General features: G+C 63.9%; 18 protein-coding genes. 5 read left to right on the top strand and 13 right to left on the bottom strand.

The annotated features are described in order from the left end of the window. Positions 1–32 precede the first annotated feature (32 nt). Complete coding sequence (gene xdhA / locus ACLFKU_RS28540; protein WP_410851307.1) at positions 33–1,550, bottom strand: xanthine dehydrogenase small subunit; 1,518 nt, start codon at positions 1,548–1,550, stop codon at positions 33–35. A 357-nt stretch (positions 1,551–1,907) separates the two neighbouring features. Between xdhA and ACLFKU_RS28535 the strand changes: the two genes are divergently transcribed. Beyond that, positions 1,908–3,119 carry an MFS transporter gene (locus tag ACLFKU_RS28535; protein ID WP_410851306.1) on the top strand — a complete coding sequence of 404 codons (1,212 nt, stop codon included), beginning with the start codon at positions 1,908–1,910 and terminating at the stop codon, positions 3,117–3,119. A 19-nt stretch (positions 3,120–3,138) separates the two neighbouring features. On the opposite strand, the gene ACLFKU_RS28530 is transcribed toward ACLFKU_RS28535, so the two are convergent. From ACLFKU_RS28530 to ACLFKU_RS28505, 6 genes are all read right to left on the bottom strand, one after another. After that, a complete protein-coding gene (locus tag ACLFKU_RS28530) occupies positions 3,139–4,428 on the bottom strand; it encodes an oligosaccharide flippase family protein (RefSeq protein WP_410851305.1) in 1,290 nt (429 codons plus the stop codon). 24 nt (positions 4,429–4,452) lie between these two features. After that, positions 4,453–6,189, bottom strand: coding sequence for a hypothetical protein (locus ACLFKU_RS28525; protein WP_410851304.1), 1,737 nt, complete (start codon positions 6,187–6,189; stop codon positions 4,453–4,455). A gap of 57 nt (positions 6,190–6,246) precedes the next feature. After that, the gene (locus tag ACLFKU_RS28520; protein ID WP_410851303.1) at positions 6,247–7,164 is read right to left on the bottom strand and encodes a glycosyltransferase family 2 protein; all 918 of its coding nucleotides are present in this window, start codon (positions 7,162–7,164) and stop codon (positions 6,247–6,249) included. Between the two features lie 157 nt (positions 7,165–7,321). Beyond that, positions 7,322–8,527: a hypothetical protein gene (locus ACLFKU_RS28515; protein ID WP_410851302.1), complete on the bottom strand. Its 1,206-nt coding sequence runs from the start codon at positions 8,525–8,527 to the stop codon at positions 7,322–7,324. Positions 8,528–8,531: 4 nt separating this feature from the next. Then, complete coding sequence (locus ACLFKU_RS28510) at positions 8,532–9,632, bottom strand: glycosyltransferase (RefSeq protein WP_410851301.1); 1,101 nt, start codon at positions 9,630–9,632, stop codon at positions 8,532–8,534. Positions 9,633–9,774: 142 nt separating this feature from the next. Then, positions 9,775–11,994 carry a GNVR domain-containing protein gene (locus ACLFKU_RS28505; protein WP_410851300.1) on the bottom strand — a complete coding sequence of 740 codons (2,220 nt, stop codon included), beginning with the start codon at positions 11,992–11,994 and terminating at the stop codon, positions 9,775–9,777. A 218-nt stretch (positions 11,995–12,212) separates the two neighbouring features. Here ACLFKU_RS28505 and ACLFKU_RS28500 point away from each other — a divergent pair, with 218 nt between their 5' ends. Continuing rightward, entirely contained in the window at positions 12,213–12,596 is a 384-nt protein-coding gene (locus ACLFKU_RS28500; protein ID WP_368585386.1) for a hypothetical protein, read from the top strand. A gap of 450 nt (positions 12,597–13,046) precedes the next feature. Here the strand turns inward: ACLFKU_RS28500 and ACLFKU_RS28495 are convergent, their stop codons facing one another. The 5 genes from ACLFKU_RS28495 to ACLFKU_RS28475 all read right to left on the bottom strand — a co-directional run bounded on the left by ACLFKU_RS28495 (position 13,047) and on the right by ACLFKU_RS28475 (position 19,553). Continuing rightward, positions 13,047–14,291 carry a glycosyltransferase gene (locus tag ACLFKU_RS28495; protein ID WP_410851299.1) on the bottom strand — a complete coding sequence of 415 codons (1,245 nt, stop codon included), beginning with the start codon at positions 14,289–14,291 and terminating at the stop codon, positions 13,047–13,049. A gap of 93 nt (positions 14,292–14,384) precedes the next feature. Next, a complete protein-coding gene (locus ACLFKU_RS28490; protein ID WP_410851298.1) occupies positions 14,385–15,269 on the bottom strand; it encodes a polysaccharide deacetylase family protein in 885 nt (294 codons plus the stop codon). 61 nt (positions 15,270–15,330) lie between these two features. Then, entirely contained in the window at positions 15,331–16,584 is a 1,254-nt protein-coding gene (locus ACLFKU_RS28485) for an FAD-dependent oxidoreductase (protein ID WP_410851297.1), read from the bottom strand. Between the two features lie 38 nt (positions 16,585–16,622). After that, positions 16,623–17,813, bottom strand: coding sequence for a carboxylate--amine ligase (locus tag ACLFKU_RS28480; protein WP_410851343.1), 1,191 nt, complete (start codon positions 17,811–17,813; stop codon positions 16,623–16,625). Positions 17,814–18,329: 516 nt separating this feature from the next. Further along, positions 18,330–19,553: a pyridoxal-phosphate-dependent aminotransferase family protein gene (locus ACLFKU_RS28475; RefSeq protein WP_368585391.1), complete on the bottom strand. Its 1,224-nt coding sequence runs from the start codon at positions 19,551–19,553 to the stop codon at positions 18,330–18,332. Positions 19,554–19,887: 334 nt separating this feature from the next. Here ACLFKU_RS28475 and ACLFKU_RS28470 point away from each other — a divergent pair, with 334 nt between their 5' ends. After that, positions 19,888–20,883: a 2-hydroxyacid dehydrogenase gene (locus tag ACLFKU_RS28470; RefSeq protein WP_410851296.1), complete on the top strand. Its 996-nt coding sequence runs from the start codon at positions 19,888–19,890 to the stop codon at positions 20,881–20,883. A gap of 44 nt (positions 20,884–20,927) precedes the next feature. On the opposite strand, the gene ACLFKU_RS28465 is transcribed toward ACLFKU_RS28470, so the two are convergent. Next, entirely contained in the window at positions 20,928–21,548 is a 621-nt protein-coding gene (locus ACLFKU_RS28465; RefSeq protein ID WP_410851295.1) for a plasmid fertility inhibition factor family protein, read from the bottom strand. 101 nt (positions 21,549–21,649) lie between these two features. Between ACLFKU_RS28465 and ACLFKU_RS28460 the strand changes: the two genes are divergently transcribed. Beyond that, a complete protein-coding gene (locus ACLFKU_RS28460) occupies positions 21,650–22,483 on the top strand; it encodes a crotonase/enoyl-CoA hydratase family protein (RefSeq protein ID WP_410851294.1) in 834 nt (277 codons plus the stop codon). Positions 22,484–22,518: 35 nt separating this feature from the next. Continuing rightward, positions 22,519–22,911, top strand: a complete 393-nt coding sequence (locus ACLFKU_RS28455; RefSeq protein ID WP_410851293.1) for an SRPBCC family protein — start codon at positions 22,519–22,521, stop codon at positions 22,909–22,911. Positions 22,912–23,093 lie beyond the last annotated feature (182 nt).

Raw genomic sequence — 23,093 nt, 5'->3', positions numbered from 1 at the left:
TTGGGTTCTCCGTATCCGTGGACGCGCGGCGCTCAAACGCTCGCGCCGGCCGGCGCGACCGCGCGCACATCGAGTGCGCTCTTCGGCAGCGGCTCCCGCGCGCGCGTTTCGAGCCAGAAGCGGTACAGCGTGTTCTTCGCCGCTTCGAGGCGGTAGTCGCTGCTCGCGCGCATGTCGGTGAGCGGCGCGTAGTCGTTGCCGAGCGCGAGCATTGCGGCCTGTGCGGTCGCCTCGTGCCAATCAGCATCGCGCAGCACGGCTTCGGCATTGAGCGCGCGCTTCGGCGTCGCGGCCATGCCGCCGAACGCGATACGCGGCTCGCGGATCACGTCGCCGTCGGCGATGAACGAGAACGCCGCGCACACGGCCGAGATATCCGAGTCGAAACGCTTCGACAGCTTGTAGGTGCGAAAGCGCAGGTTCTTGCGCGCGCCGCCGCGCGCGGGCACCTTCAGGCCGACGACGAACTCGTGCTCGGCCATGTCCTTCTTCTGATATGCGAGGTACAGGTCTTCGAGCGGCATCTCGCGCTCGATGTCGCCGCCGCGCACGATCACGCGCGCGCCGAGCGCGATCAGCCCGGGCATCGAATCGCCGATCGGCGAGCCGTTCGCGATGTTGCCGCCGAGCGTGCCGGCGTTGCGGATCGGCAGCGACGCGAAGCGCTGCCACATTTCGGTCAGCTCCGGATACTGCTTCGCGATCTCGGCGTACGCTCTTTCGACGCTGACGCCGGCGCCGATCTCGATCCAGTCGTCATTGGTTTCGAGCTTTTGCAGCTCGGCGATCTGCCCGACGTAGACGAGGTTGCCGGGCGCGCGCATCTGCTTGGTGACCCACAGGCCGATATCGGTGCTGCCCGCGAGGATGCGCGCGGCCGGTTCCTGCTCCTTGATCTGCGCGAGCGCCGCGACCGTGCGCGGCGCGGCGAAGCGCTGGCCCGCGTGCTCGTACTCGAACGTGTCGCGGCGCTCGAGCGTCGCGAGCGTGTCGGCGAGCGCCTTCACGTCGAGCGGCGCTGTCGGCGCGGGCGCGTCGAACATGCGCTCGGCCGCGTCGACGATCGGCCGGTAACCGGTGCAGCGGCAAAGGTTGCCGGTCAGCGCATTGCCGATCGCCTCGCGCGACGGCACCGTGCGGTTCGCGCAGCCATGCTCGTGGCCGTGCTTCTCGTAGAGCGCCCACATCGACATGATGAAGCCCGGCGTGCAGAAGCCGCACTGCGAGCCGTGACAATCGACCATCGCTTGCTGCACCGGATGCAGCGAGCCGTCCGGCTGGCGCAGGTCTTCGACCGTGAAGAGCGCGCGGCCGTCGAGCGTCGGCACGAACTGGATGCAGGCGTTGACCGCCTTGAAGTCGACGCCGCCCGCCGCGTTGCGCTCGCCGATCACGACGGTGCAGGCGCCGCAGTCACCCTCGGCGCAGCCTTCCTTGGTGCCGGTGCAATGCGCGTCCTCGCGCAGATACTGCAGCACCGTGCGGGTGATGGGCGCGTCCTGGATTTCGCGGATCGCGTTGCGGTGATAGAAGCGAATCGGCTCAGTCATGTCTCGATGCTCTCGTCTGTTCTGTGTTCGCGCGGACCCGCCGCGTCGATGGTTTGAAAGCTATCACCGTCAATAAACGCAACCCATAGCGTGAATCGCATGGGGGACATATTCGTCGCGCGATATGGAGATGGACTTGCGCGTGGCAACGCTTATGTTGATCGGACGTTTTTGCCGTTTTTTTAGATGTTTTGCAGGTGAAGTGACATGTCTTATCCCTGCAAGCCGCGCGAAACCGGACCTTTACCAAGTCGCGACCCGCCATTTATTCGTCCCATTTTTTAAGCAAGCCCTGCAAGGGAATCGGTTCCATGGGAGAATCACGGCTCTTCGCCGATTTCAAGTCTCGTTTTCCCGATGTCCACCGACTCCGCGCCCGCCTGCAGCGAATTTGCGACGACCCTGCAGATCATTCCAGTCGTCTTTTTCACCTTCCTTTGCTACCTCGCGATCGGAATTCCGCTCGCGGTGTTGCCCGGCTATGTGCACGGCGACCTCGGCTACAGCGCGGTGCTGGCCGGCGCGGCGATCAGCGTGCAGTACCTCGCGACACTCGCGTCGCGGCCGCTCGCGGGCCGTTCGGCCGACACGCTCGGGCCGAAGCGCACGGTATCGATCGGTCTGCTCGGCTGCGGCGCGAGCGGCGTGCTGCTGCTGCTCGCCGCGCTGGCCGATCAGTGGCCGGTGCTGAGCCTCGCGCTGCTGGTGTGCAGCCGCCTCGTGCTCGGTTTCGGCGAGAGCCTGTGCGGCACCGGCGCGATCCTGTGGGGGATCGGCCGGGTCGGCACGTCGAACAACGCCCGGGTCATTTCGTGGAACGGCATCGCAACCTACGGCGCGCTCGCGATCGGCGCGCCGCTCGGCGTGATGATCTCGCGCTCGATCGGCTTCACCGCGCTCGGCATTCTGGTGATCGCGCTCGCGGGGCTCGGCTATTACCTCGCGCGTCTGATCGCGCCCGTGCCGGTCGTGCACGGCGAGCGGATGTCGTATCGCAGCGTGTTCACGCGCGTGCTGCCGCACGGCATGGGTCTCGCGCTCGGCTCGGCCGGCTTCGGCTCGATCGCGACCTTCATCACGCTGTTCTATGCGGCGAAGCACTGGCCGAACGCGGCGCTGTCGCTGACGCTGTTCGGCACGCTGTTCATCGGCGCGCGCCTGCTGTTCGCGAACACGATCAAGACCTACGGCGGCTTTCGCGTCGCGATCGCATCGTTCTCGTTCGAATGCGCGGGTCTGTTGATGCTGTGGCTCGCGCCCGAGCCGCATTTCGCGCTCGCGGGCGCCGCGCTGACCGGCTTCGGCTTCGCGCTGGTGTTTCCAGCGCTCGGCGTCGAGGCGGTCGGGCTGGTGCCGCCGGCGAGCCGCGGCGCGGCACTGTCCGCGTACTCGGTGTTCCTCGATCTGTCGCTCGGCATCACCGGGCCGCTGGCGGGGTATATCGCCGGCGAGTTCGGTTACGGCTCGGTGTTCCTGTTTGCCGCGCTCGCGGCTGCCGCGGCGGTCGTGCTGTCGACGGTGCTGTATCTGCGCAACGCGAAAGTGACCAATCTGTCCACCGCGCAGTAAGCACCGTTCGCCTCGGCGGCTAATCCCGCTCCGCCGCCATCTCCTGCTTGATCGCCGTCTGCGAGCGCACCGCGATCTGGCCGTGATTGATCCGGCTCGCCACGTTGTACACGCCGATCAGCATGAACAGTTCGGTCGCGGCCACCGAGCACGCGGTGCCGACACCGCCCCAGAAGTAGATGCTGATCGGTGCCTGCACCAGATGAAACAGCGCGCCGTAGATATAGATCCGCTTCAGCAACGACTGATTGCCCGACGCGATCACCGTCAGCATCACCTGGGTCGTCGTCATGCCGACGATTGCCGGCACGAACACGAGGACGCGCAAAATGCGGAACGTCTCGCCGAACGCCTCGCCGAGAAAACGTCCGACGAACCATTCGCCGAGCACCGTGAAGCCGACCAGGATCAGCACCGCCGACGCCGCGAACGCGAGCATGAAGCCGCGGTTGACCTTGTGGATATAGCCGAAGTCGTTGCGCTCGTACGCCACGCAGATCTTCGGAAAGAACGCCTGGATGGCCGGCGCCGTGCACGCGCGCAGCGCGTTGGTCAGCCGCTCGGCCGCCACGTAATAGCCGACCGCGCCCGGGCCGCTGATCATGCGCAGCATGATCACGTTTGCGTACATGTACACGGACGTCAGCGCCGAGCCGAGGAAGATGTGATACGCCTCTTTCGCCTCGGCCATCACGTCGGCCCAGCGGACCCGCACGGTCAGCAGAATCTCGCGCTTCCAGATCAGCACGCCCATGAGGATCAACCCGCACACGAAGGTCGGCGCATATTGCAGCGCGGCCGCGAGCATCACGTCGTCGCGAGTCTTCACGAACAGGAAGAGCGGAATCAGCAGACCTACGCGCGTGGCGAGCAGCGTGCCCGCGAGCACCGGCAGGCGCTGCGTGCCTTCGTAGAAGCAGCCGGGCGTCAGCACGCCGCCCCAGATCACGAGCGAGCCGAGCAGCGTCGCAGCGCGCTCCTGCGGCGACATGTGAGCGGCGAACGCCCAGACGACCAGCACCAGCGAGCACAGCAACGCGAGAATCGCGCGGCCGATCGTGGTCGACCAGTAGATGCGGTTCACGACTTCCGGGTTGTCGATGTGGACCGCCACCTTGCGCGCGCTCGACAGGCCGAAGCCGAAGTCGACGATGACGAGAAGGATCTGCGAAATCGATTGCGCGTAACCGATCACGCCCAACCCGGCCGGCCCAAGTACGTGCGACAGATACGGCAACGTAACGAGCGGCAGCACGTAGTTCAGCGCATACACCGAATACAGCGCGATGATGACGTTTCTCGTCGACACAATCGTCCTGTTTGCAGTTAAAACTCAAGTCGAAAAAACAGAATACGACACGAAAGCAGGTTCACTTAGTGCGATATCGATCTTGTTGTAGCGATCGTCTTCACTATTTGCGTTCAACACCGCGCTCTTCACCGCATTGCCGATCAGATTGCTGACCACGGTCTTGTAGTTGGCATCGCTTGCGTCGGTTGCGAACAGGATTTCGGCGAGTAGAGCATGGCTGCGTGTGGCCGCACGCAACACCACGCGGCCCGAGGTCGAGCGCAGCACGTTGATCGAGATGCGCGTCGTCTCCTGCGACACCGTCTGGTTTCCGCAATGCAGTGCCGCCGCGACGCCGCCGCGTTCGTAGCCGACGCCGAGATTCAGCGCATGCACGAGGCTCGCGTCCTTGCCGCCCGCGATCGCGCCGCCGCCCGGATACGCCTTCGCGTAACCGACGATCGAATCGCCAGCGCGATCGCCGAAATTGCCCTGAATCGTGATGCCGTCGAGCGGCGTGCTGCCCGGCGCGGTGGAACTGCCGTACACGAACTGCGGGCCGTCGCAGCCGGCGTTCTCGTCGTCCTGGCCGGGACGGTAGCGATTGCCGACGATCGTCGCGCCCTGCTGGTAGTCGATCTGGATGTGGCAACTCTGACCGGGCGGCACATCGAGGTACGACGGATGGCCGCGCGTCGAGAACTTCCAGCGGCCGATCTTGCCGTCGCCGCCGCAACCGTTGCGCGAGAAGTAGTTGCCGTTCACCACCTTGCCCCAGTTGCCGCTCTTCATATAGACGGCGGCAAAGCCATTGCGATCGAACACCGCGCCGACGATCAGCGACTCCGCGCCGAGAATCACGCCATGCCGCGCGTTCCATTCCCAGCGTCCGCCGATCACCTGCCAAAAGTTGTCGACGATATCCGCGCCGGCCGTATGGCAGAACATGCCGATGCAGTTGATCAGCGAGCCGTCGGTATGCTCGGTCGCGTAGAAGCCGCGCTCGCACATGTACGCATAGCAGCGCTCGAGCGTCGACGTGACGCCGAGCTCGTAGCCCGCGCGTGAAAAACCGATCGCCGTGCAACGACTCGCGCCGGCCGACGTGCCGAAGTGGATGCCGATCGCCGTGTTGCCGGTGTGCGCCGGATAGTTGGCGAGGTAGTAGATGACCTTGTCGTAATGCGCGGGCCGCACCTGCACATGCTCGACGAACGCCGAGTCGCCGAGCTTCAGCGCCGCCGACGTCGGGCCGCCCGCGTCCTGTCTCTCCAGCACGGTCGCGCCCATCGCGATGTCGGTGATCACTACGTATTCGCCGCCGCCGTCGCCGCGCAGTCTCGAACCGTTGGCGGTGGTCAGGTCGCCGGTGTAACGCCAGATGCCGCGCGGCAGATAGAGCCCGCGCGCGCCGCTCGCGAACGCCTCGCGGAGTTCGGCGCCGACATCGTAGCCGGACGCGCCGCGCTGGATCGCCGCCAGCCTGCGCGGATCGACGAAGCGCGCGACGCTGACCTCGAGTCCCGCGACGATGTCGCTCAGCGTCTTCAGATAGCTCGGCGCCACCGGTTCCGATGCGGCACGCTCGGGCACGGACGCGGCGACGCGCAGGATGCCGCCTGCGCCGTCGTCCGCGCCGTTACCCGGAGTCGCGAACGCGCCGGGCGCGCGCGGCGCGTGCCCCGTCGCGCGCGCGATGCCCAGATCGGCTGCACTTGCACTGGCCCCGGCCAGGCCGCCGAGCAGGAACGTCTTGAGCGCCTGTCGCCGGGTTTTCATCTACTCCTCCCCCATTGCGTTACTCCTTCTTTTTTCACGTCGATACGGCGCGAGGCGTCACTCGACCGTGATGCTTTGCGCCTGCTCGGCGGCCGCCGGACGCGCGCTCACGGCGCTCATCGGGACCGGCAGCGCACGCGCCTTCGCGCCGCGAATCAGGCCCTGCACGCCTGGCGGTCTGAACAGCGGCACACGATACTTGCGGCTGAAGCGCCACAAGCTGTTCATATGCCGGCGTCCCGCCTTGCTGAGGAAGCCCGCTGCCGACGCACGCTGATGCTCGTGCGTGAGCCGCGCGCCCGGCACGCACAGCACGCGGTAGCCCGCCTGCCAGATGCGCGCGCAAAAATCGACGTCCTCCATATAGAGGAAGAAGTGCTCGTCCATGCCGCCGAGTTCGCCGAACAACGCGCGCCGCACGATGAAGCCCGTGCCCAGCACCCACTCGGCTTCGAACGGCGTGCCCGCGGCCCATGCTTCGCGCATCATGTGGATGTCGATGCGGCGCTTGAATACGCCGAGCCGCCCGAGCGGAGAACGCCGGCCGAGTATGTCGAGCACCGAATAGAAGCGCCGCGCGGAAAACTGCCGCTCGCCATCCGGATAGACCAGATCGAGACCGACGAGGCCGACATCCTTCTCCGTGGTGAACAACTGCACCGCCTTTTCGAGCGATGTATCGACGAAATAGGTGTCCGGGTTCAGCACGAGCACGAGTTCGCGCAGACAACCGACCATGCCGAAATTGACGCCGGCTCCGAAGCCGCGATTGATCGACGTTTTGACGAGTCTCACTCCTGTCGGAAGCGTCTCCCGCAGATAGGAAAAAGAATTGTCCGGTGAAGCGTTGTCCACTACGACGATGTCCTCCTTATCCGCAATCGAAAGTTCCAGCACGGAGCGCACGCAATTTCCGACCAGTTTCGGCGTGTTGTAATTGACGATCACCACGCTAAACATTCCCTTCAGGTTCATCCCCACCTCCTGCTTTGCATCAGGTGTTCGTGGAATTACCCCCAAACACGGCTTTCCAGTTCGTTCACCATGCTTCGCGCTCGTCGCGCGCACTATCGACTACCCACTGCTCGTCCGCGCGATGCGGACGATCTGGCATGCACTGCCTTGCGGTTCGCTACGCGTTGTTTCGACGCGGTCCGTCCACGTAATCGAACACTGGCAATGTCATCAGGATGAAGACAAACGGAATCACTTCGATCGATTGATAGAAGAGCGTTTGAAATAAAGCGGCCCAGACACACAGCGCAATGCGGCTTGCGCTGCTCACGAGTTTCGTCACCGATATCAGCACGCCGTAATAGAAGATCGCGCCCATCAGGCCGATATTCAGGATCTGCTGCAGCACGCTCGATTCGACGATGCCGAACTCCTGTTTCACCGGCTCGGGCGCCGAGTTCGTGACGAGCCCGAAGTAGGTGCCGGCGATCGCGTTGACCGGCAATACGAGCGACTTGGCCTTTTCCCATGCTTCGGCGCGGCCGTCGTTGCCTTCCGATTGCAGGTCGGTCGCGCCGATCATCCGTTCGGTGCCGACGTTGACGACACTATCGTTCTGACTGCTCAGCGCGACGCCGAAGATCATGATCGCCATCGTCGCAAGCACCGTGGCGACGATCAGCTTCGCGTTTCTGGTGATGAACTGGATCGGTCCCTGCACGAACGCGAGCCCGAACGTGCCGAGAATGATCAGCATGCCGCTGCGCGACAGCGCGGAGAAAATCGCGAAGCTGAGCACCGCGCATGCGAGGCCCGACAGCACGTTCTTGCGCACCAGATAATCGACGCCGCACAGCGACGCGGCAATCGCGACGAACAGCGGGTAATGCAGATAGCTGCCGGTCAGCGACGGCGCGCGCAGGTTGTCGAAGCCGTAAGTCGCGCCGGGCAGATCGATAGGGAACACGTTCTGCTGCTGCGCGAGCGCGACGCCCGCCTCGATCAGCGCGATCAGCACGAGCCCGACATAGGCGACGCGGGGCCGCACGAAGCGTCTTTGATAGTTCGAGATCGCGTAGAAATAGATGAACAGCGTGAAGATGAAGACGAAAAGATAGGACTGCCCGAGCTGATCGGTGACTGCGAGCGTCGCGACGATCGACAGCCCGATCGAGAACAGCATGCCCACCAGCAAGCCGAACGACAGGCGTCCTTCGTCGCGGAAGTAAGCGGCGATCGCCGTCGGCGAGATGTACCACATGAGCAGTCCGACGATGCCGCCGACCTGGATCAGATAGGCGGCGTCCTTGCCGATCAGATACTCGAGCACGCCGCGCGATGCGCACAGCACGACGGCCAGCAGATAGGCGATGGTCGCGATCATGGCGTCACGCCTGATACGCCACGGAGGCGTTGACGTTGACCGGTTCCCCGCGGTAGATGCGCTCGATCACGTGCTGGAACTCATCGATCTCGCACACGTTGAGCAAGGTGCCGTCATGCTCGACGCCTTCCGCGCCGAGCGGCGTCGACACGACCGGCAGTTTCGCCGCGAGCATTTCGAGCGTCTTCAGCTTGACGCCTGCGCCGGACAGCAGCGGCACCACGCCGATATCGGCGGACTCGAAGTACTTGCCGGGATTTTCGACGAAACCGGTCACGCAGATATCGTCGCTATTCAGCCGCTTCACGCGCTCGCTCGGATCGGAACCGACCACGAACAGCTTCAGTTGCAGACCGCGCTGGCGCAGCGGCAAGAAGATCGTGTCGATGAAATTGAGCAGCGCTTCTTCGTTTTCGCGGCGCTGCATCGCCCCCCAGAACAGGATGTTGCCTTTCTCGATCGTGTCTTTGGAGCGCCGCACTTCCTTCAGAAACGCCGGCAGCGAGATCGGCACGACCTGCACCGTGCCGACCCCGGGATACAGCCCGTTGATCAGCTGCGCGTCCTTGCTCGACAGCACGAGCACCTTGTCGGCCAGCTTCAGCAGACGCTGTTCGAGCATGAAGGTCTGCCGGGTAAACAGCCATCCTTCGATGGACTTGATGCGCAGCATGACCTGGATCTGCACGTCATGCGCGCACATCACGATCTTCACGCCGTCGTGGAAACGCTCGCGCAGGTTCTGTGCATACGTGAAGCATTGTGAGAACTCGAGCCGCACCGTGTCGTAACGGTGCCTGTCGACGAGCTCGCAGAGGAACTTGCCGATCGCGGGTTTATAGCGCGAGTACAGGCGCGGTGAAAACGTCAGCGGATTCGCGAGGAACGACGGAATCAGGTCGAACCGGCTCACGTACTGGATATAGACGTTGCGTACGTTCGCGCGGAACTCGATGTCTTTTTCGTCGACCGGCACGCGCGACACGATCAGCACGTCCAGCTCCGATTCCGCGCTCAGTTTGATCAGGTAGTCGTAGGCCAACCGGTGGCCAGCTTGCGGCGCGTTTTTCTGAGGCAGAAAAGGCGTGACAAATAGCTGTTTCATCCGAGTAGTCCCTTGCCCGTACGGTGTGCGCTCGGCAAGCGCGGCCGTAAGATCCCTTCGCATTGCTATGTTGGTTTTCTGATCGGTCCATTCGGGCGCTACGCCCCGCACCGCGGGAGCGTCGCGAACCACGCGCCCGGGTTCATCGGTCGTACGGTTTGTAGATGTAGGCCGCGTAGCGATAGCGTCCGTAGCCGTAGCTGTAGCGTCCCGGCCGCATCTTCAGTCCGTTCATGATCACGCCGCGCACCGGCAGGCCGACCTTCTGCATCTGGCGGACCGACTCACGCAGTTCGCCGATGCCCGTCACACCCTGACGCGCGACGAAGAACGTCGTGCCTGCCACGCACGCGAGCCGCACCGCATCCGCGGCGAGCAGCACCGGCGGTCCGTCGAGCAGCACGACGTCGTAGCCGGTCGCGACCTGGCGCAGCACCGACTCGAGCCGCGCGTTCGACAGCACGTCGCTCGGGCTCGCCACCTGGCGGCCGCTCGCGATGAAATCGACACCCTGGAAACGGGTCGCGCGAATCAGCTCTTCGGGGCGGTACGCGCCCTGGATCAGATCGGACAGGCCGGGACCGCGATCGCCGCCGAGATGCCGATGCAGGAAGCCGCGGCGCAGGTCACCGTCGACCAGCAGCACGCGCTTGCCGGTCGCACCGATGACCGCGGCGAGATTCAGCGACACGAACGACTTGCCGATGCCCGGCGTCGGGCCCGTGATCAGCACGATATGGTTGCGCGCCTTGGTCATCGTGAATTCGAGCGCGGTGCGAAAGCCACGCAGACTTTCGATCGCCGGATCGATCACCGCTTCGCCCGCGAGCACGAGCGCCTTCGATTCCGGACGGCGACGGCTGTGCGCGAAGCGCTCTTCCTGACGGCTGAACGGCACGCTCGCGTAGACCGGCAGACCGGTGCGCAGCTCGACTTCGTACGGATCGTCGATCGCATCGAACAGACGCTGACGCACCAGCGCGATCACCGCGCCGACGAACACGCCGAGCATCATCGCGCCGATGATGATCAGGAGCGGCTTGGGCCGCACCGGCGTATCGGGCGCGACGGCGCCGTCGACGATGCGCACATTGCCGGCCTTGCCCGCCTTGATCAGCTTCAGCTGTTCGAGCGTATTGCGCAGCGACGTGTCGAGTTCGGTGCCGACCTGCACGTCGCGCTGCAGGCGCAGCACGTTCTGTTCGAGCGGCGGCAGCGACTGCGTCCGGCTCGCGAGATCTTTCGCTTCCTGTTGCGCCGCACGCAACTGCGCGTTGACCGACTGCACCGCCGGATGCTGGTCGGTGAAGCGCGACAGCAGTTCATTGCGCTTCTGCTGGAGTTCCGCGAGCCGCGTCTGCGCCTGAACCGACAGTTGAAGCAGGTTGGTCGCTTCCTCGCCGAGATCGACGGTGCCATGCTTCGCGCGGAAGTCGTTGAAGCGCGTTTCCGAATCCGAAAGCTGCTGGCGCATTTCCGGAAGCTGCATTTCGAGGAAACGGATCGAACGCTCCGCTTCCTCGGATTTGCGCTTCAGGTTCTGGCTCACGTATTCGCCCGCGATGGTCCCGAGAATCGCGCTGATCTTATTCGGATCGCTGCCCTCGAGCGACACGCCGAGGATGTCGGACTCCTTGCCTTTTTCGGAGATCGTCAATTCCTTGCGCAGCTTTTCGGTCGTCGTCAGCGCGGACTGGCGCCGCAATTCGAAGGTCGCGCCGGGCTTCGCGTCGATCCGGTCGACGACGAGCATGAGCGGCCCGTAGTTGGTCGTCGCGGTAAGCGCCTGGCCGACCGTGCCGTCGAGCTTCAGCTTGCCGTATTGCAGCTCGTAGCTCGAACCCTCGCCCATCCTCAGCACGAACGGACGGTCGAACAGCTCTTCCGGCACGTCGAATTTCGACACCGTGATGCGCTCGTTGCCGTACACGTAGCCGTGCGGTCCCGGCGTCGACAGATGATCGGAATGGCGGGCGAGCCAGCGGCCGAACAGCGGGAAGTAGCGCGGCGCCGCTTCGATGTCGAGATTGAGCTTGTCGACCGCGCGGCCCACCACCATGCGTGAGCCGATCACCTGGGCCTCGCCGGACGTCGCGGTCTTCACGTCGAACATCGCGGACACGTCGCCGATCACGCTCTTGGACGAGGTTCCCGCGTTCTCCTCGACCTGCACCAGGATGTCCGCGCGATAGACGGGTTGGGAGAACACCGAATAACCGATGCCGAGCGCGACCGCGATGGCCGTCGTGATGGCAATCAGCTTGCGGTTGTCATACAGCGCATCCAGATAGTTCGCGAAGCCTGCCGGCGGATGTTCGCTGTTGTTGTTCCGGCTATCGAATGGTGCACTGCTTTGGTTCATGCGAGTTCTCCCAAAGTCTCGACGGTTTCCCACTACTTCGCGGCGCCCGGACCGGCACGTCGCCGCATCCAGTCACGCCCGTGTCCGTCGAGCCGACCGCCTCGATCGGACGGGGTAGCTGATTTACGCCACATCGGCTACCTTGTGTGTAACAGCACCTATGCGAGCTCGGCTCTTTTCCCTAACATCGCACCACTCGCTTTTTTACGGAGACCGAAATGAAAAAACTTCTTGCCGCCGTATTACCGGTATTACTGACTGCCCAGGTGGGACACGCCCAGAGCATCGTGTCCGCCTCCTCTTCCGCTTATGCGCCGCGTTATGTCGCCAAGCACTCGCAACTCGACGCGATGACGCCTCATGCGGCCAGTTCCACGACGCTTTACGGCTCCCCGTCGGATTTCGCGTACGCAAAAAAGAACCGCTATGTCGCGCCCAACGTGTACACCCAAACTAAAAACAGCCTTCCGAAGCAGAAACGTACAAGCGTTGCGCAGCCTGTCCGCGGCAAGAACTCAGCGGACCCCTACGGCAGCGATTTGTGGAATTCAGACCAGACCTACGCCTCTCCCGAGACCTCTGATCCGTACGGCGTGCGCTGAGCTTTAGCGCACCACCGTCTGGATCCCCCGTATCGCTGATGTGGCCGCGTGCGGCCACATTCTGTTTGGGTTGAGCTGACTGCCGGGCCCGGTAGCGAATATTTCCCCGATTAGCCGCGTCTCGTCCGCCGTTTTTCCACGCAAACGCTCACGACCTGCACATGCTCTTGTTCTGATGAGTCTGCGGTTTGGTCGGCCATCGAGCCGATCATCGCCAGCTACGCGCCCTCGCTTACCCTGTCGAGCCGCGCGCTTCAATGCTCGAAAAAAAGCCTTTCCTTGGCGATCATAATATTCAGAGAGCCCGTCCTTACAACGTTCGGCAGCGCACACAAAAGCCGATTGCTACAGGATTGCTTCAGACAAATCACGCAATAAAAAACGCATGTTTAAAGCGACGATAACCGTGCGGATATACACGCCGTTTGCCACAATCAGCACCGACTATTTTCAGGGCGCCGGACGCGGATTATCTGCATAGCGCGCGCGCCGGCGCGACGGTGCGATGGGCGCCGAGCTTTCGCCGATGTGCATGATTTCTGCCAGACGCCGCGCGTAATGCTCGGGCAGATATTCGCCGACGTCGTACTTTCTGTGCTCATCGGCCAGATGAACGGCCAATTCGCCGAGCGCCTGTTTCAGACTGCCCGGATCGAACTTGAACTTGATCTTGTTGCCGACCGATTCCGCGGTCACCGCCATGCTGCCGCCATCGCGAATCAGCACCGGCAGGCCGAGCATCGCCGCCTCGACGACGACGAGGGGCGCGTTCTCCGCGCCCACCGACGGCACGACCACCGCATCGGCGAACTCGCGCATCGCGGGAAACAGCTGCTGCTGCGGCATCGTGCCGAACAGGATCAGCTTGCGCTCGGCGATCAGCGACGCGTAGCGCTGTTCGATCGCCGCGCGATCCGGCCCGTCGCCATACACGCCGATGCTATTGATGCGTTCGAAGCCCGCCGCCTCGCAAAGCGTCAGAAATTGCAGCAGACCTTTCTCCGGCGAGATCCGTCCGACGAACGCGATGTTGAAGCGCTCCTTGTCACGCACCGTGACGATCGGCATCGCACTCGGCACCGCCGACGGATTGTGCACGATCACCGTGTTCTCGATGCCCACGCGATGCAGCGCCTGCTGCATGAACAGGCTCGGGCACAGGATCTTGTCGAACACGCGCGCGGGCTGATAAGCCGCGCGGACCGCGTGCCACCACGCCTTCGTCATCAGATCGTGCACGAGGCCCTTCGGCGTCGGCCGCAACGTGAAAACCGCGCGTGTGCGCAACACGTCGAGCGGCAGAATGATCGGCCGCTTGTCCTTGTCGAAGTACTGCAGCGACGGGTTGTAGTAGACGAGGTGATAGTCGTGGCAGGTGTGATACGCGCGGTAGCCGAACTGACGCTGGTTGCGCGCGATCACGCTGAGAATCGAAGGCGATAGCACGTTGTGGTAGTTGTGCACCATCAGCCGATGCGGCCGGAAACGGTGCAGCGCCTTTTCGAGCGCGCGCGCGGCGGTCGTGTTCCAGGAGCGCGTCAGCATCGTCGAGCGGCCGGAGAACTGGCTATCGTCGAAACGCTCGACCTCCACGCCGCGCAGCGTGCCCAACAGCTCGGCCGATTGTTGATAGACCACTTCCGCGCCGCCCATGTGCGCGTAATCGTTGATCACCAGTACCCTGCAGCGCTGCATGTTCCCCTCCTGTTGTCTGCCTCTCGAGCCGTCTCGCGAAGAACCCGGACGGCTTTGCCCGGACCATTCGCGTGGTCCGGGCGCTCCCTCTGTTCAAAACTGCGGAAACTTGCCGCGCCAGCCGCCGCCCTCGCGCAGATAGCGCAGGAACAGTGCAATGCCGCTCAATTGCGCCGCGAAGCGCAGCGTCGACGCCGTATCGTCGATGATGATGGTGCGCAGCCGGTACGGATCGGTGTGCTGATCGTTCCAGCCGATGTCGCAGGTACGCGCGGTTTTGAAGCCCGCCGCGCGCACGAACTCCACTTCGCGCTCGCCGTAATTGCCGTTCGGATACGCGAAGTGCTCGCACGGCTGTTGCAGCAGCGCCGCGATTTCATGGCGGCTGTCGCTGATTTCGGCCTGGCTTTCAGCGTCGCTGCAATGCGTGAGGATCGGATGGAAGCGCGTATGCGCCTGGAAGTCGATGTGCTCGCGCATCGCCTGCATCTGTTCGATCGACAGGCCGGTCGGCCGGTCGTCGTCGTCCTGCTGGAAGCCTTCAGCCGCCAGCGCGGCGAGGCGCTCTTCGTTCGTCATGCGCTTCAGACGTTCATGGCCGACGCGCAGCGAACCCGGATGCAGCCACCAGTGACTGCGCGGCCGTCCGACGATGCGGCTGCACAGGAAGATCGTCGGGCGCACCTTGTGCTTGATGAACACCGGCAACAGCTTCGCGTTGCCCGCGTGGCCGTCGTCGAGCGTGATCGCCACGCGCGGGCGGCCGCGGCCGGGCGCGCTGACGTCGGTCAACGGCACGAACTCGCACAGCTTGCTCAGATAAGTCAGATGACGGTCGAGCGTGTCCGGATCAGGATCGTGATAAAGCAGCACGGCCACGCGATCGCGCCACAGTAGCTTGCGCGTGCACCACGCAAGACCCGACCACAACACGAAGCCCGCGAGCATCTCTTTCACGAGCGCCTTGTAGCGCTTCATGCGGGGTCCGCGGTAGCTATCGGAGAGGCGCGAGCGGAAAGAGGCGCCCGTTGTTTGGGTCTTATTCACCTGAGCGCTCCGGCATGGGTGCATGGACGACGGGCCACGCGCGTTGCCGCGAGCCCGCTTTCAACGAGCCGATCAGGTGCCGCGCCACGGTCGGCGACGCGTGCTTGGTTCCATAGACGAAGCGCATCACGGGCCCGAAGCTGTGGGCGGACGCCGGACCGATCACATAGAGGCCGCGCACGCGCGTTTCGTAGTGCGAGTTCAGGTCGGGCATGCCGCCCTGATTCGAAATCGCGTCGGCCAGATCTTTCGACAGGAACGCGTGCTGCCGCATGTCGGTTTTGAAACCGGTCGCGGCGATCACGTGATCGGCGCTCACGCGCGCTTCCTTGCCGTCGGTCAGCACGTTCAGGACGACGCGGTCGTTTTCGATCGCGGCGGAGCGCACCACGGTGCGATGCGAGATCTGTACCTTGCCGACCACGCGATCGTGCAGCCACCATGCGCCGGACGCGCCATAAGTGTGCTCCATGATCAGCTTGCGGCGTCGCGGGTCGAGCATGTGGAACACGCCGGGAAACTCGGACAGGAACAGGGAGCGCCAGCCGCGCCCGAGCCCCGCGTCGGGTCTCTTGATGCGCGACAGGATGTTGCGCCCGCCGTGCGGCCGCTCATGCCACACCACGCTGCTCTCGCGCATCAGCACGTGCGCGCGTGCGCCGAGCTCGTTGAGCAACGCGGACAGCCCGAGCGCCGACTGCCCGCCGCCGACGATCGCAATGTCCTTGCCGCGCGCCCATTCGAGGTTCCCGTACAGCTCCGAATGCGACGCATACTGCGGCGGCAAGTCCTGCAGCGCCGGCGGAGTTTGCGCGAAGCCCTTCAGGCCGAGCGCGATCACCACCCGGCGCGCGGCGAGCGAGCGGCCGTCGCTCAGCGATAGCTGGAACTGATCGCCGACGCGGCGCAATGCGAGTACATCGACTGGCTGGATTTCGCCGACCAGATTCGACTGGAACCACAGCCCGTACTCGACGAAGGTCTCGAGCGGCAGCGCCATGCCGAGCGGCCGGTAAGGCAGCCCTTTGAGGCGGCAGTAGTCTTCGACGGTAAAGCCGCTGCGCGGCGCGTGCATGCTCGACGCAAAAGCTTCGGAGCGCAGCAGCATGCCGGGCGGCATGTAGTTTCGCCACGCTCCCATCGGTTCGCCGAGGATCTGGTGATCCACGCCGGCGGCCTTCAGATGCGCGGCAAGAGATGACCCGTACGGCCCCGCGCCAATGATGATGGTATCGGTCAAAGACATTGCTGGTCTCCAGGGGAACGGCTTTTTTGTCGTTAGCGTCAAGCTTTGGCCTGACGCGACTCGGGCGCCCTGATCGCTTTTTTCCAGCTGCGCTTCATGCGTCGCAGCGGATTCATCACGACATAGTGCTGCAACGCTGGCAACGGATCGTTCCAGCGGAAATAGCCATCGAAAATTTTGGTGCGCTCGCTCAGCAGTTCGGGCGGCGGCCGGTCGGAAAACGTCGCGCGCCACGCGACCGGTACCCGGCTCAGGCGCTCGACAGGTAACGGCAGGCCGAGTTCATGGCGGTACGCGGCAAGCGGAATGTTGACGCCGCACAGCGTCGCGATCTCCTCCTGCCAGTCCGTGCGGCCGACCGTCGGTTCGACCATCACGAACTCGTTGTAGTTGTCGTCCCACTTGTACTCGATGCTGCCCATGCCGTCGAAACCGGCCGCCTCGGCGAAGCGCCGCGTCAGCGGTTCGAGCGTCCCGCGCGCTTCGGGCGCGGCCACGCAGATGGCGGTGTTGCCGACGCCCGGGGGCGAGCTCAACACCTTGCGGCCGGTGAACATGCTGACCATCTTGCCGTCGGCGCCGCGATAGAACAGCGTGAAGTGGATGTTGCTGTCGGGCCCCTCGATCCACTCCTGCGCGATGATGCCGCCTGGCGTCGCCAGCATCGCGATCGCGCGATCGCGTGCATGCTGCAGCGTGTCGACGCGCACCGCGCGTTCTTTCTCGCCACGCAGCACGTTGCGCTTGTCATCTGGTTTCAGCACGCACGGGTAGCGCAATTCGGCCAGCCGTTCGATGTCGGCAAGCTTTTCGAGCACGACCGAGCGCGGCACCCGAAAGCCATGGCTCTGTGCGAATTCGTGAAAGCGCGCCTTGCTCGACAACATCTTGACGGTGTCGTCGGCGGGCAAACGGAATCGATACCAGTGCGACAAAGCCAGCCGATTTTCCGATACCGCATGCACCGCGTCTTCGTCCGTCAGAATCAGAACCGGCAGACGATCGAACCGCTTGCCGAGTTCGATCATTTCGTCGACGAATATTTTTCCAACGAAACTTTTTACCTGATGCGCGTGAACGTGTCGGCACCACGTCGCCGCGCGGCTCCTCGTATCGACTGCGACAACCGGAATGCGGGCCTGCGCGAGCGATCGCGCCACCCCCAGTCCGTTCAACTCTGCTCCAACAATAACCGCTGCCGATTGACCTGAGTCGTATGCGCTCGCCATAGTGTCGATTTCCTTGCTTCGTACGTGCATGGGCCCTCGAAGACATGCTTCGAGACTCCACGCGATCGAACTATCGAATCGGATAGAAATCCTTTTTATCGCCTCGCGGGGGGCTTGGGCGTTAAAGCTATGTTTCGGCGGAAAGCATGCATGAGCGCGGCAGGCGCGTCCTGGCACGCGCCGTGTGTCGAATCATGGTCTTGCGATTTACCGCAGCGAGCGCATTGCGCTGCTCTCGCCGTGACCTACTTTACGTTTCCGCCTGATCTGGATACGTGCGCCGCCGCACAGAGGACAATAGAAAGTAAGAAGAGAAAAAAACCCTTTAGAAAGGCGCAGAGCCTTATTCCGTAAGGGTTTCAGCGATGCCGCAATTGTTATGTAAAAACCTTGCGAAGCATTAATTTATTGCAACGCGATAATGGCGGAAAAAAACTTTCTAATGGGACTATAAAGTGCTGGATCGCACAAAAAATATGCGCTACGAATGCTATTCGTAGCGCGTCGTCAAATGCCTTATTTACCTTCGCTCAATCCGCGCTCGAGCGCCGCGACGCCCGCCGGCAAATCGACCTTGACGCCGAGATCGACCATCGTGCGGCCGAGCGCGTGCACGGTGCGAAACAGGTTGTGCTCGCGGCACTGCTCGCCCATCTGGCCGATCCGCACAATCGGCAAACCGAACGAGCCGGCGATTTCCACCTGATGCTGTCGCGAGATATGCGCGCAGACGTCGGCGGGACTCAGGCCGTCCGGCACCTCGATGCCGATCACCGAGTTGAGCCGGCAATTCTCCGGCGCATACAGTTGCAGGCCCATCGCGGTGACGCCCTGCTGCAACGCGAGCGAGCATTTCAGATGGCGCGCGAAACGCTTCTCCAGTGTTTCCGCGCAGACGAGCCGCAGCGCCTCGTGCAAAGCGAGTACGCCCGACACCGGCGCCGTGTAGTGATAACCAGCGTTGTGCCAGAAGTTTTCCGCCAGCGATGCATCGAGGCACCAGTGCGTGTTGGGCACCGTGCGGCCTTTGACGCGCGCCCACGCCGCGTCTGAGAACGCGATCAGCGACACACCCGGAATCGACGACAAGCCCTTCTGCCCGCCGGTAATCACCGCGTCGATGCCCCAGTTGTCCATTTCGAGCGGCATCGTGCTCAGCGTGCAGACGGCGTCGACGATCACGAGCGCGCCGGCTTCCTTCGCGAGCGCGACGATGTCTTTCAGATGATGGTTCCACACGGTGTTCGAGGTCTCGCCCTGCACGACCGTGACGACCTCGGGACGCTCGCGGCGCAGCGCTTCGGCGACCTGATCGAGACTCGCGACCGTGCGGTCCGCGACTTCGAGCGTGGTCACCCTCGCGCCGACACGCCGGCCCATTTCGCCCATGCGGTCGCTGAAGAAGCCGTTCTTGATGCACAGCATGCGCGTGCCTTCCCACGCGAGATTGCAGATCGCCATCTCCATCGCGCCCGACCCCGGTCCCGCTACGCCGAGCACCCACTTCGACTGCGTCTGGAACACGTAGCGCGCCATCGTCTTCACCTGGTTCACCACCTTCGCCATCGTGCCGCCCAGATGGTTGATCACGATCGCATTGGCCTTCGCGACCGCGGCGGGAATCGGCACGGGGCCGGCGCCCATCATCAGCAGCGGTTCTTCGGGAAGGATGGCGTCGAGCGATTCGACAACCGGACAGGGGACGGAAGCAGCAACGGTAGTAGGAGTTGAAGTCGGCATGATCGGTGTGTGAATGTGAAGCGCAAAGGAGCGAACGGCCTCGCCGCAGATACGCCGCTCGAGGCCGTTCGTCCGATCATTCACCGAACCGCGCGATTGCGCAAGTTTTTTGGCCAGGGTAGCCGGCGCGCTAAGCGCGCGTCCGAATGCCCGACAGTTACTCTTTCCTCGCGAAGTCGCCTAACATCGTGAGAAAGATAATCTGCTGTTTGACCCGTTTCTTGCCGCATGTTTGTGCATTCGATATTGCAGTTCGGCACATCTGTCACTGTTATTCATTTACGAAAAACCGACTTCGTAAATCACGTCTAAGCACGCTACTCCGGAGCCTCATATGCGCACGATCCTGTTCAGCAGCCGTCAATACGACGTCGAAACATTCACCGAAGCCAATGCCGCGCATGGCTATGAACTGCATTTCCATGAATCCCCTCTCGACAGCGAGACCGCGATCCTCGCGCATGGCTACGACGTGGTCTGCCCGTTCGTCAACGACAAGGTCGACGCCGCCACGCTCGAACGGCTTCATGCGGGCGGCACGCGCATGATCGCGCTGCGCTCGGCGGGCTTCAATCACGTCGACCTCGCGGCGGCCGAGCGGCTCGGCCTGCCGGTCGCGCGCGTGCCGGCCTATTCGCCGTATGCGGTCGCCGAACATGCGGTCGGGCTGATTCTCGCGCTGAACCGGCGCCTGCCGCGCGCGGTCGCGCGCACGCGCGAAGGCGACTTCTCGCTGCATGGACTGCTCGGCTTCGACCTGCACGGCAAGACGGTCGGCGTGATCGGCACCGGCATCATCGGCCGGGTATTCGGGCGCATCATGGCGGGCTTCGGCATGCAGGTGCTCGCCTACGACCCGGGGCCGCACGCCGACGAACTGATCGCCCTCGGCGCGCGCTACGTGCCGCTCGATACCTTGCTCGCCGAATCGGACATCGTCAGTCTGCATTGCCCGCTGCTGCCCGACACCTATCATCTGATCAACCGCGCCGCGCTCGCGAAGATGAAGCGCGGCGCGATGCTGATCAACACCGGGCGCGGCGGGCTCGTCGAGGCGAACGCGCTGATCGGCGCGTTGAAGGACGGCCAGCTAGGCCATCTCGGGCTCGATGTGTACGAGGAAGAAGGCGGCATCTTCTTCGAGGATCATTCGAATCTGCCGCTGCAGGACGACGTGCTCGCGCGTCTGTTGATGTTCCCGAACGTGATCGTCACCGCGCACCAGGCGTTCTTCACGCGCGAGGCGATGACCGAGATCGCGCAGACCACGCTCGCGAACATCGCGGCGTGGCAGGCGGGCACGCCGCGCAACGTCGTGCAGGCGGGGTAGCGGTGATAACCGGGGTCTATGCGAGTTGCCGCGGACCGCGAAACTCAGACGTCGCTGTCGCTCAGTGGGGTCGCGCGAATCTCGGTGCGGGCATCATCGGCCGCACCGCACAGCTCACGCAGCAATGCCGCCTCGCGCTCGTGCACTTCGACCGGACACCAGCGCGCGCCCGCGTCGGCCAGGTAGCGCGCGCGATGCTGGCCGTTGCGAAACGCGACCACCCCCTCGCGCTCGATGCCGAACCAGCCGAGCAATCCCGGCGCGCGACGCGTGGAGATCGTCACGTAGGGCATCTGCGGAATGCGCGCGCTGTCGGGATCGAGAAACTCGCGAATGCCGCGGATCTTGCCCGCGTGCCATTCGGCGACCGGCTTCAGCACGTAATCGGTGTTGTCGCGATTCGCGCAGACGAGCAGCTTGCGCAGATCGACGAGCACCACCTGGTGACGGGTGCCGTCGGTAACGAATACGCGCTTCAGACGCACGTGGTCGTACCATGAATGCTCGCGCAACGGCACGATCCAGACCGTTTCGGCGCTGGTCGGTGCGGAGGCCGGCGATGAATTGGGCAAAGGCAGGGACAAAGGCACACTCGGCAAGCTGGCGGCGGGACACCAGCGCGTTAATAGAGCGCTAACGCTACGAGCCGGATGTGACGAAAACATGACGGCCTACCGGATTAATCGCGCTGCATGAGCGGTTGGCAACACTTCCTGATCACCACGCGAACTCGGCGTTTCAGATACCCGTTCAAGTATACCTAACGATGATAGCCACCGAACATTTCAATCATCATGTGCGAATCGAGTCGCATGACGTCAACGGCGTCGCGACGATCGTGCTGGACAGGCCCGCGCGGCGCAACGCGGTCGACCGGCAGGTGGCCGACGCGTTGAGCGCCGCGTTCAGCCGTTTCGAGACCGAGCCCGCATGGCGCGCGGCCGTGCTGTTCGGAGCGGGCGGCACGTTTTGCGCGGGCGCAGACCTGAGCGCGCTCGCCGACGACACGCGTCGCAACGAACTGCACGCCGACGGCAGCGGCCCGGGTCCGATGGGACCGACCCGCACACGCTTGAGCAAGCCGGTGATCGCCGCGATCGCCGGCTACGCGGTCGCGGGTGGACTCGAGCTTGCCGCGATGTGCGATCTGCGCGTCGTCGAGGAAGACGCGGTGCTCGGTGTGTTCTGCCGGCGCGTCGGCATTCCGCTGATCGACGGTGGCACGATCCGGCTGCCGCGGCTGATCGGTTTGTCGCGCGCGCTCGATCTGATCCTGACCGGCCGCGCGGTCGATGCGCACGAGGCCCTAGGGTTCGGGCTCGCCAATCGCGTAGTGCCGAAGGGCGAAGCGCGCGCGGCCGCCGAGCAACTGGCCGCGGAGCTCGCCGCGTTTCCGCAGGCGGCGCTGCTCGCCGATCGCCGTTCCGTGCTCGAGAACAGCACGCTTAACGATCTCGCCGAGGCGTTGCGGCGCGAAGGGGCGGGCGGCTACGCGGCGGTCTTCGCCGAGGGCGTGGCGGGCGCGGCGCGCTTTGCATCGGGCGCGGGCCGTCATGGCGACAGGTTCGACGCAGATCAGCCGGCGCAGCCCAATCGTTGAGACATCCTTACCTGACACGTATAAGAGGAACTGCGATGGCTACGATCTACCGGGAAATTGCCGTGGAAACCGCCGCGGCCGATGCATGGGCGGCGCTGCGCGATCCCGCCGACGTCGCCCACGCGTTCGCGGGCGTGCTGACCGAGGCGCGCATGGAAGGAGAACTGCGCTGGGTCACGTTCGCCGACGGCACCGTGGTCGAGGAACGGGTGATCGCCGTCGACGATGCGCACCTGCGGCTCGCCTACTCGGTGGGCGGCGGACGCTTCGAGCATCATCACTCGACGTTGCAGGTCGTCGCCGACACGCCCACGCGTTGCCGCGTGATCTGGATCAGCGACTTCAAGCCCGACGAGCGCGCCAACGTGGTCGAAATGCTGGTGGATGCGGGCTGCGCGGCGCTGCAACGCAACCTCGCGCGACGCTGAGCGCGCTTTCCTCAAAAACAACAGCTTTCCTGACGGCCTGCAAGGCAGAATTGACTTAGGGCATTGCTGATCAAGTCCACCGCATAGCTACTCGGAGCGTTATAGAGCGGAGTGGATAAGGAAGGCAGAACAGGATGAAGCAGCAGACGCTGGCGATGGAAGCTGACGAAGGTGCGGGTTTC

Origin of the sequence: Paraburkholderia sp. EG304, from assembly GCF_046543485.1 — a bacterium.
In the GTDB taxonomy this organism is placed as follows: Bacteria; Pseudomonadota; Gammaproteobacteria; order Burkholderiales; family Burkholderiaceae; genus Paraburkholderia; species Paraburkholderia youngii.
Note: the sequence above shows the minus strand (reverse complement) of the source record. Positions and strands in the feature narration are given on the sequence as shown.

Excerpts from the sequence above, each read along its gene's own strand:
- ACLFKU_RS28490 (WP_410851298.1), bottom strand. The coding sequence starts at position 15,269 with ATGAAGCGCTACAAGGCGCTCGTGAAAGAGATGCTCGCGGGCTTCGTG.
- ACLFKU_RS28520 (WP_410851303.1), bottom strand. The coding sequence starts at position 7,164 with ATGAACCTGAAGGGAATGTTTAGCGTGGTGATCGTCAATTACAACACG.
- ACLFKU_RS28500 (WP_368585386.1), top strand. The coding sequence starts at position 12,213 with ATGAAAAAACTTCTTGCCGCCGTATTACCGGTATTACTGACTGCCCAG.
- ACLFKU_RS28495 (WP_410851299.1), bottom strand. The coding sequence starts at position 14,291 with ATGCAGCGCTGCAGGGTACTGGTGATCAACGATTACGCGCACATGGGC.
- ACLFKU_RS28510 (WP_410851301.1), bottom strand. The coding sequence starts at position 9,632 with ATGAAACAGCTATTTGTCACGCCTTTTCTGCCTCAGAAAAACGCGCCG.
- ACLFKU_RS28515 (WP_410851302.1), bottom strand. The coding sequence starts at position 8,527 with ATGATCGCGACCATCGCCTATCTGCTGGCCGTCGTGCTGTGCGCATCG.
- ACLFKU_RS28535 (WP_410851306.1), top strand. The coding sequence starts at position 1,908 with ATGTCCACCGACTCCGCGCCCGCCTGCAGCGAATTTGCGACGACCCTG.
- ACLFKU_RS28525 (WP_410851304.1), bottom strand. The coding sequence starts at position 6,189 with ATGAAAACCCGGCGACAGGCGCTCAAGACGTTCCTGCTCGGCGGCCTG.
- ACLFKU_RS28455 (WP_410851293.1), top strand. The coding sequence starts at position 22,519 with ATGGCTACGATCTACCGGGAAATTGCCGTGGAAACCGCCGCGGCCGAT.
- ACLFKU_RS28485 (WP_410851297.1), bottom strand. The coding sequence starts at position 16,584 with ATGTCTTTGACCGATACCATCATCATTGGCGCGGGGCCGTACGGGTCA.
- ACLFKU_RS28505 (WP_410851300.1), bottom strand. The coding sequence starts at position 11,994 with ATGAACCAAAGCAGTGCACCATTCGATAGCCGGAACAACAACAGCGAA.
- xdhA (WP_410851307.1), bottom strand. The coding sequence starts at position 1,550 with ATGACTGAGCCGATTCGCTTCTATCACCGCAACGCGATCCGCGAAATC.
- ACLFKU_RS28465 (WP_410851295.1), bottom strand. The coding sequence starts at position 21,548 with ATGTTTTCGTCACATCCGGCTCGTAGCGTTAGCGCTCTATTAACGCGC.
- ACLFKU_RS28470 (WP_410851296.1), top strand. The coding sequence starts at position 19,888 with ATGCGCACGATCCTGTTCAGCAGCCGTCAATACGACGTCGAAACATTC.
- ACLFKU_RS28480 (WP_410851343.1), bottom strand. The coding sequence starts at position 17,813 with ATGGCGAGCGCATACGACTCAGGTCAATCGGCAGCGGTTATTGTTGGA.
- ACLFKU_RS28460 (WP_410851294.1), top strand. The coding sequence starts at position 21,650 with ATGATAGCCACCGAACATTTCAATCATCATGTGCGAATCGAGTCGCAT.
- ACLFKU_RS28475 (WP_368585391.1), bottom strand. The coding sequence starts at position 19,553 with ATGCCGACTTCAACTCCTACTACCGTTGCTGCTTCCGTCCCCTGTCCG.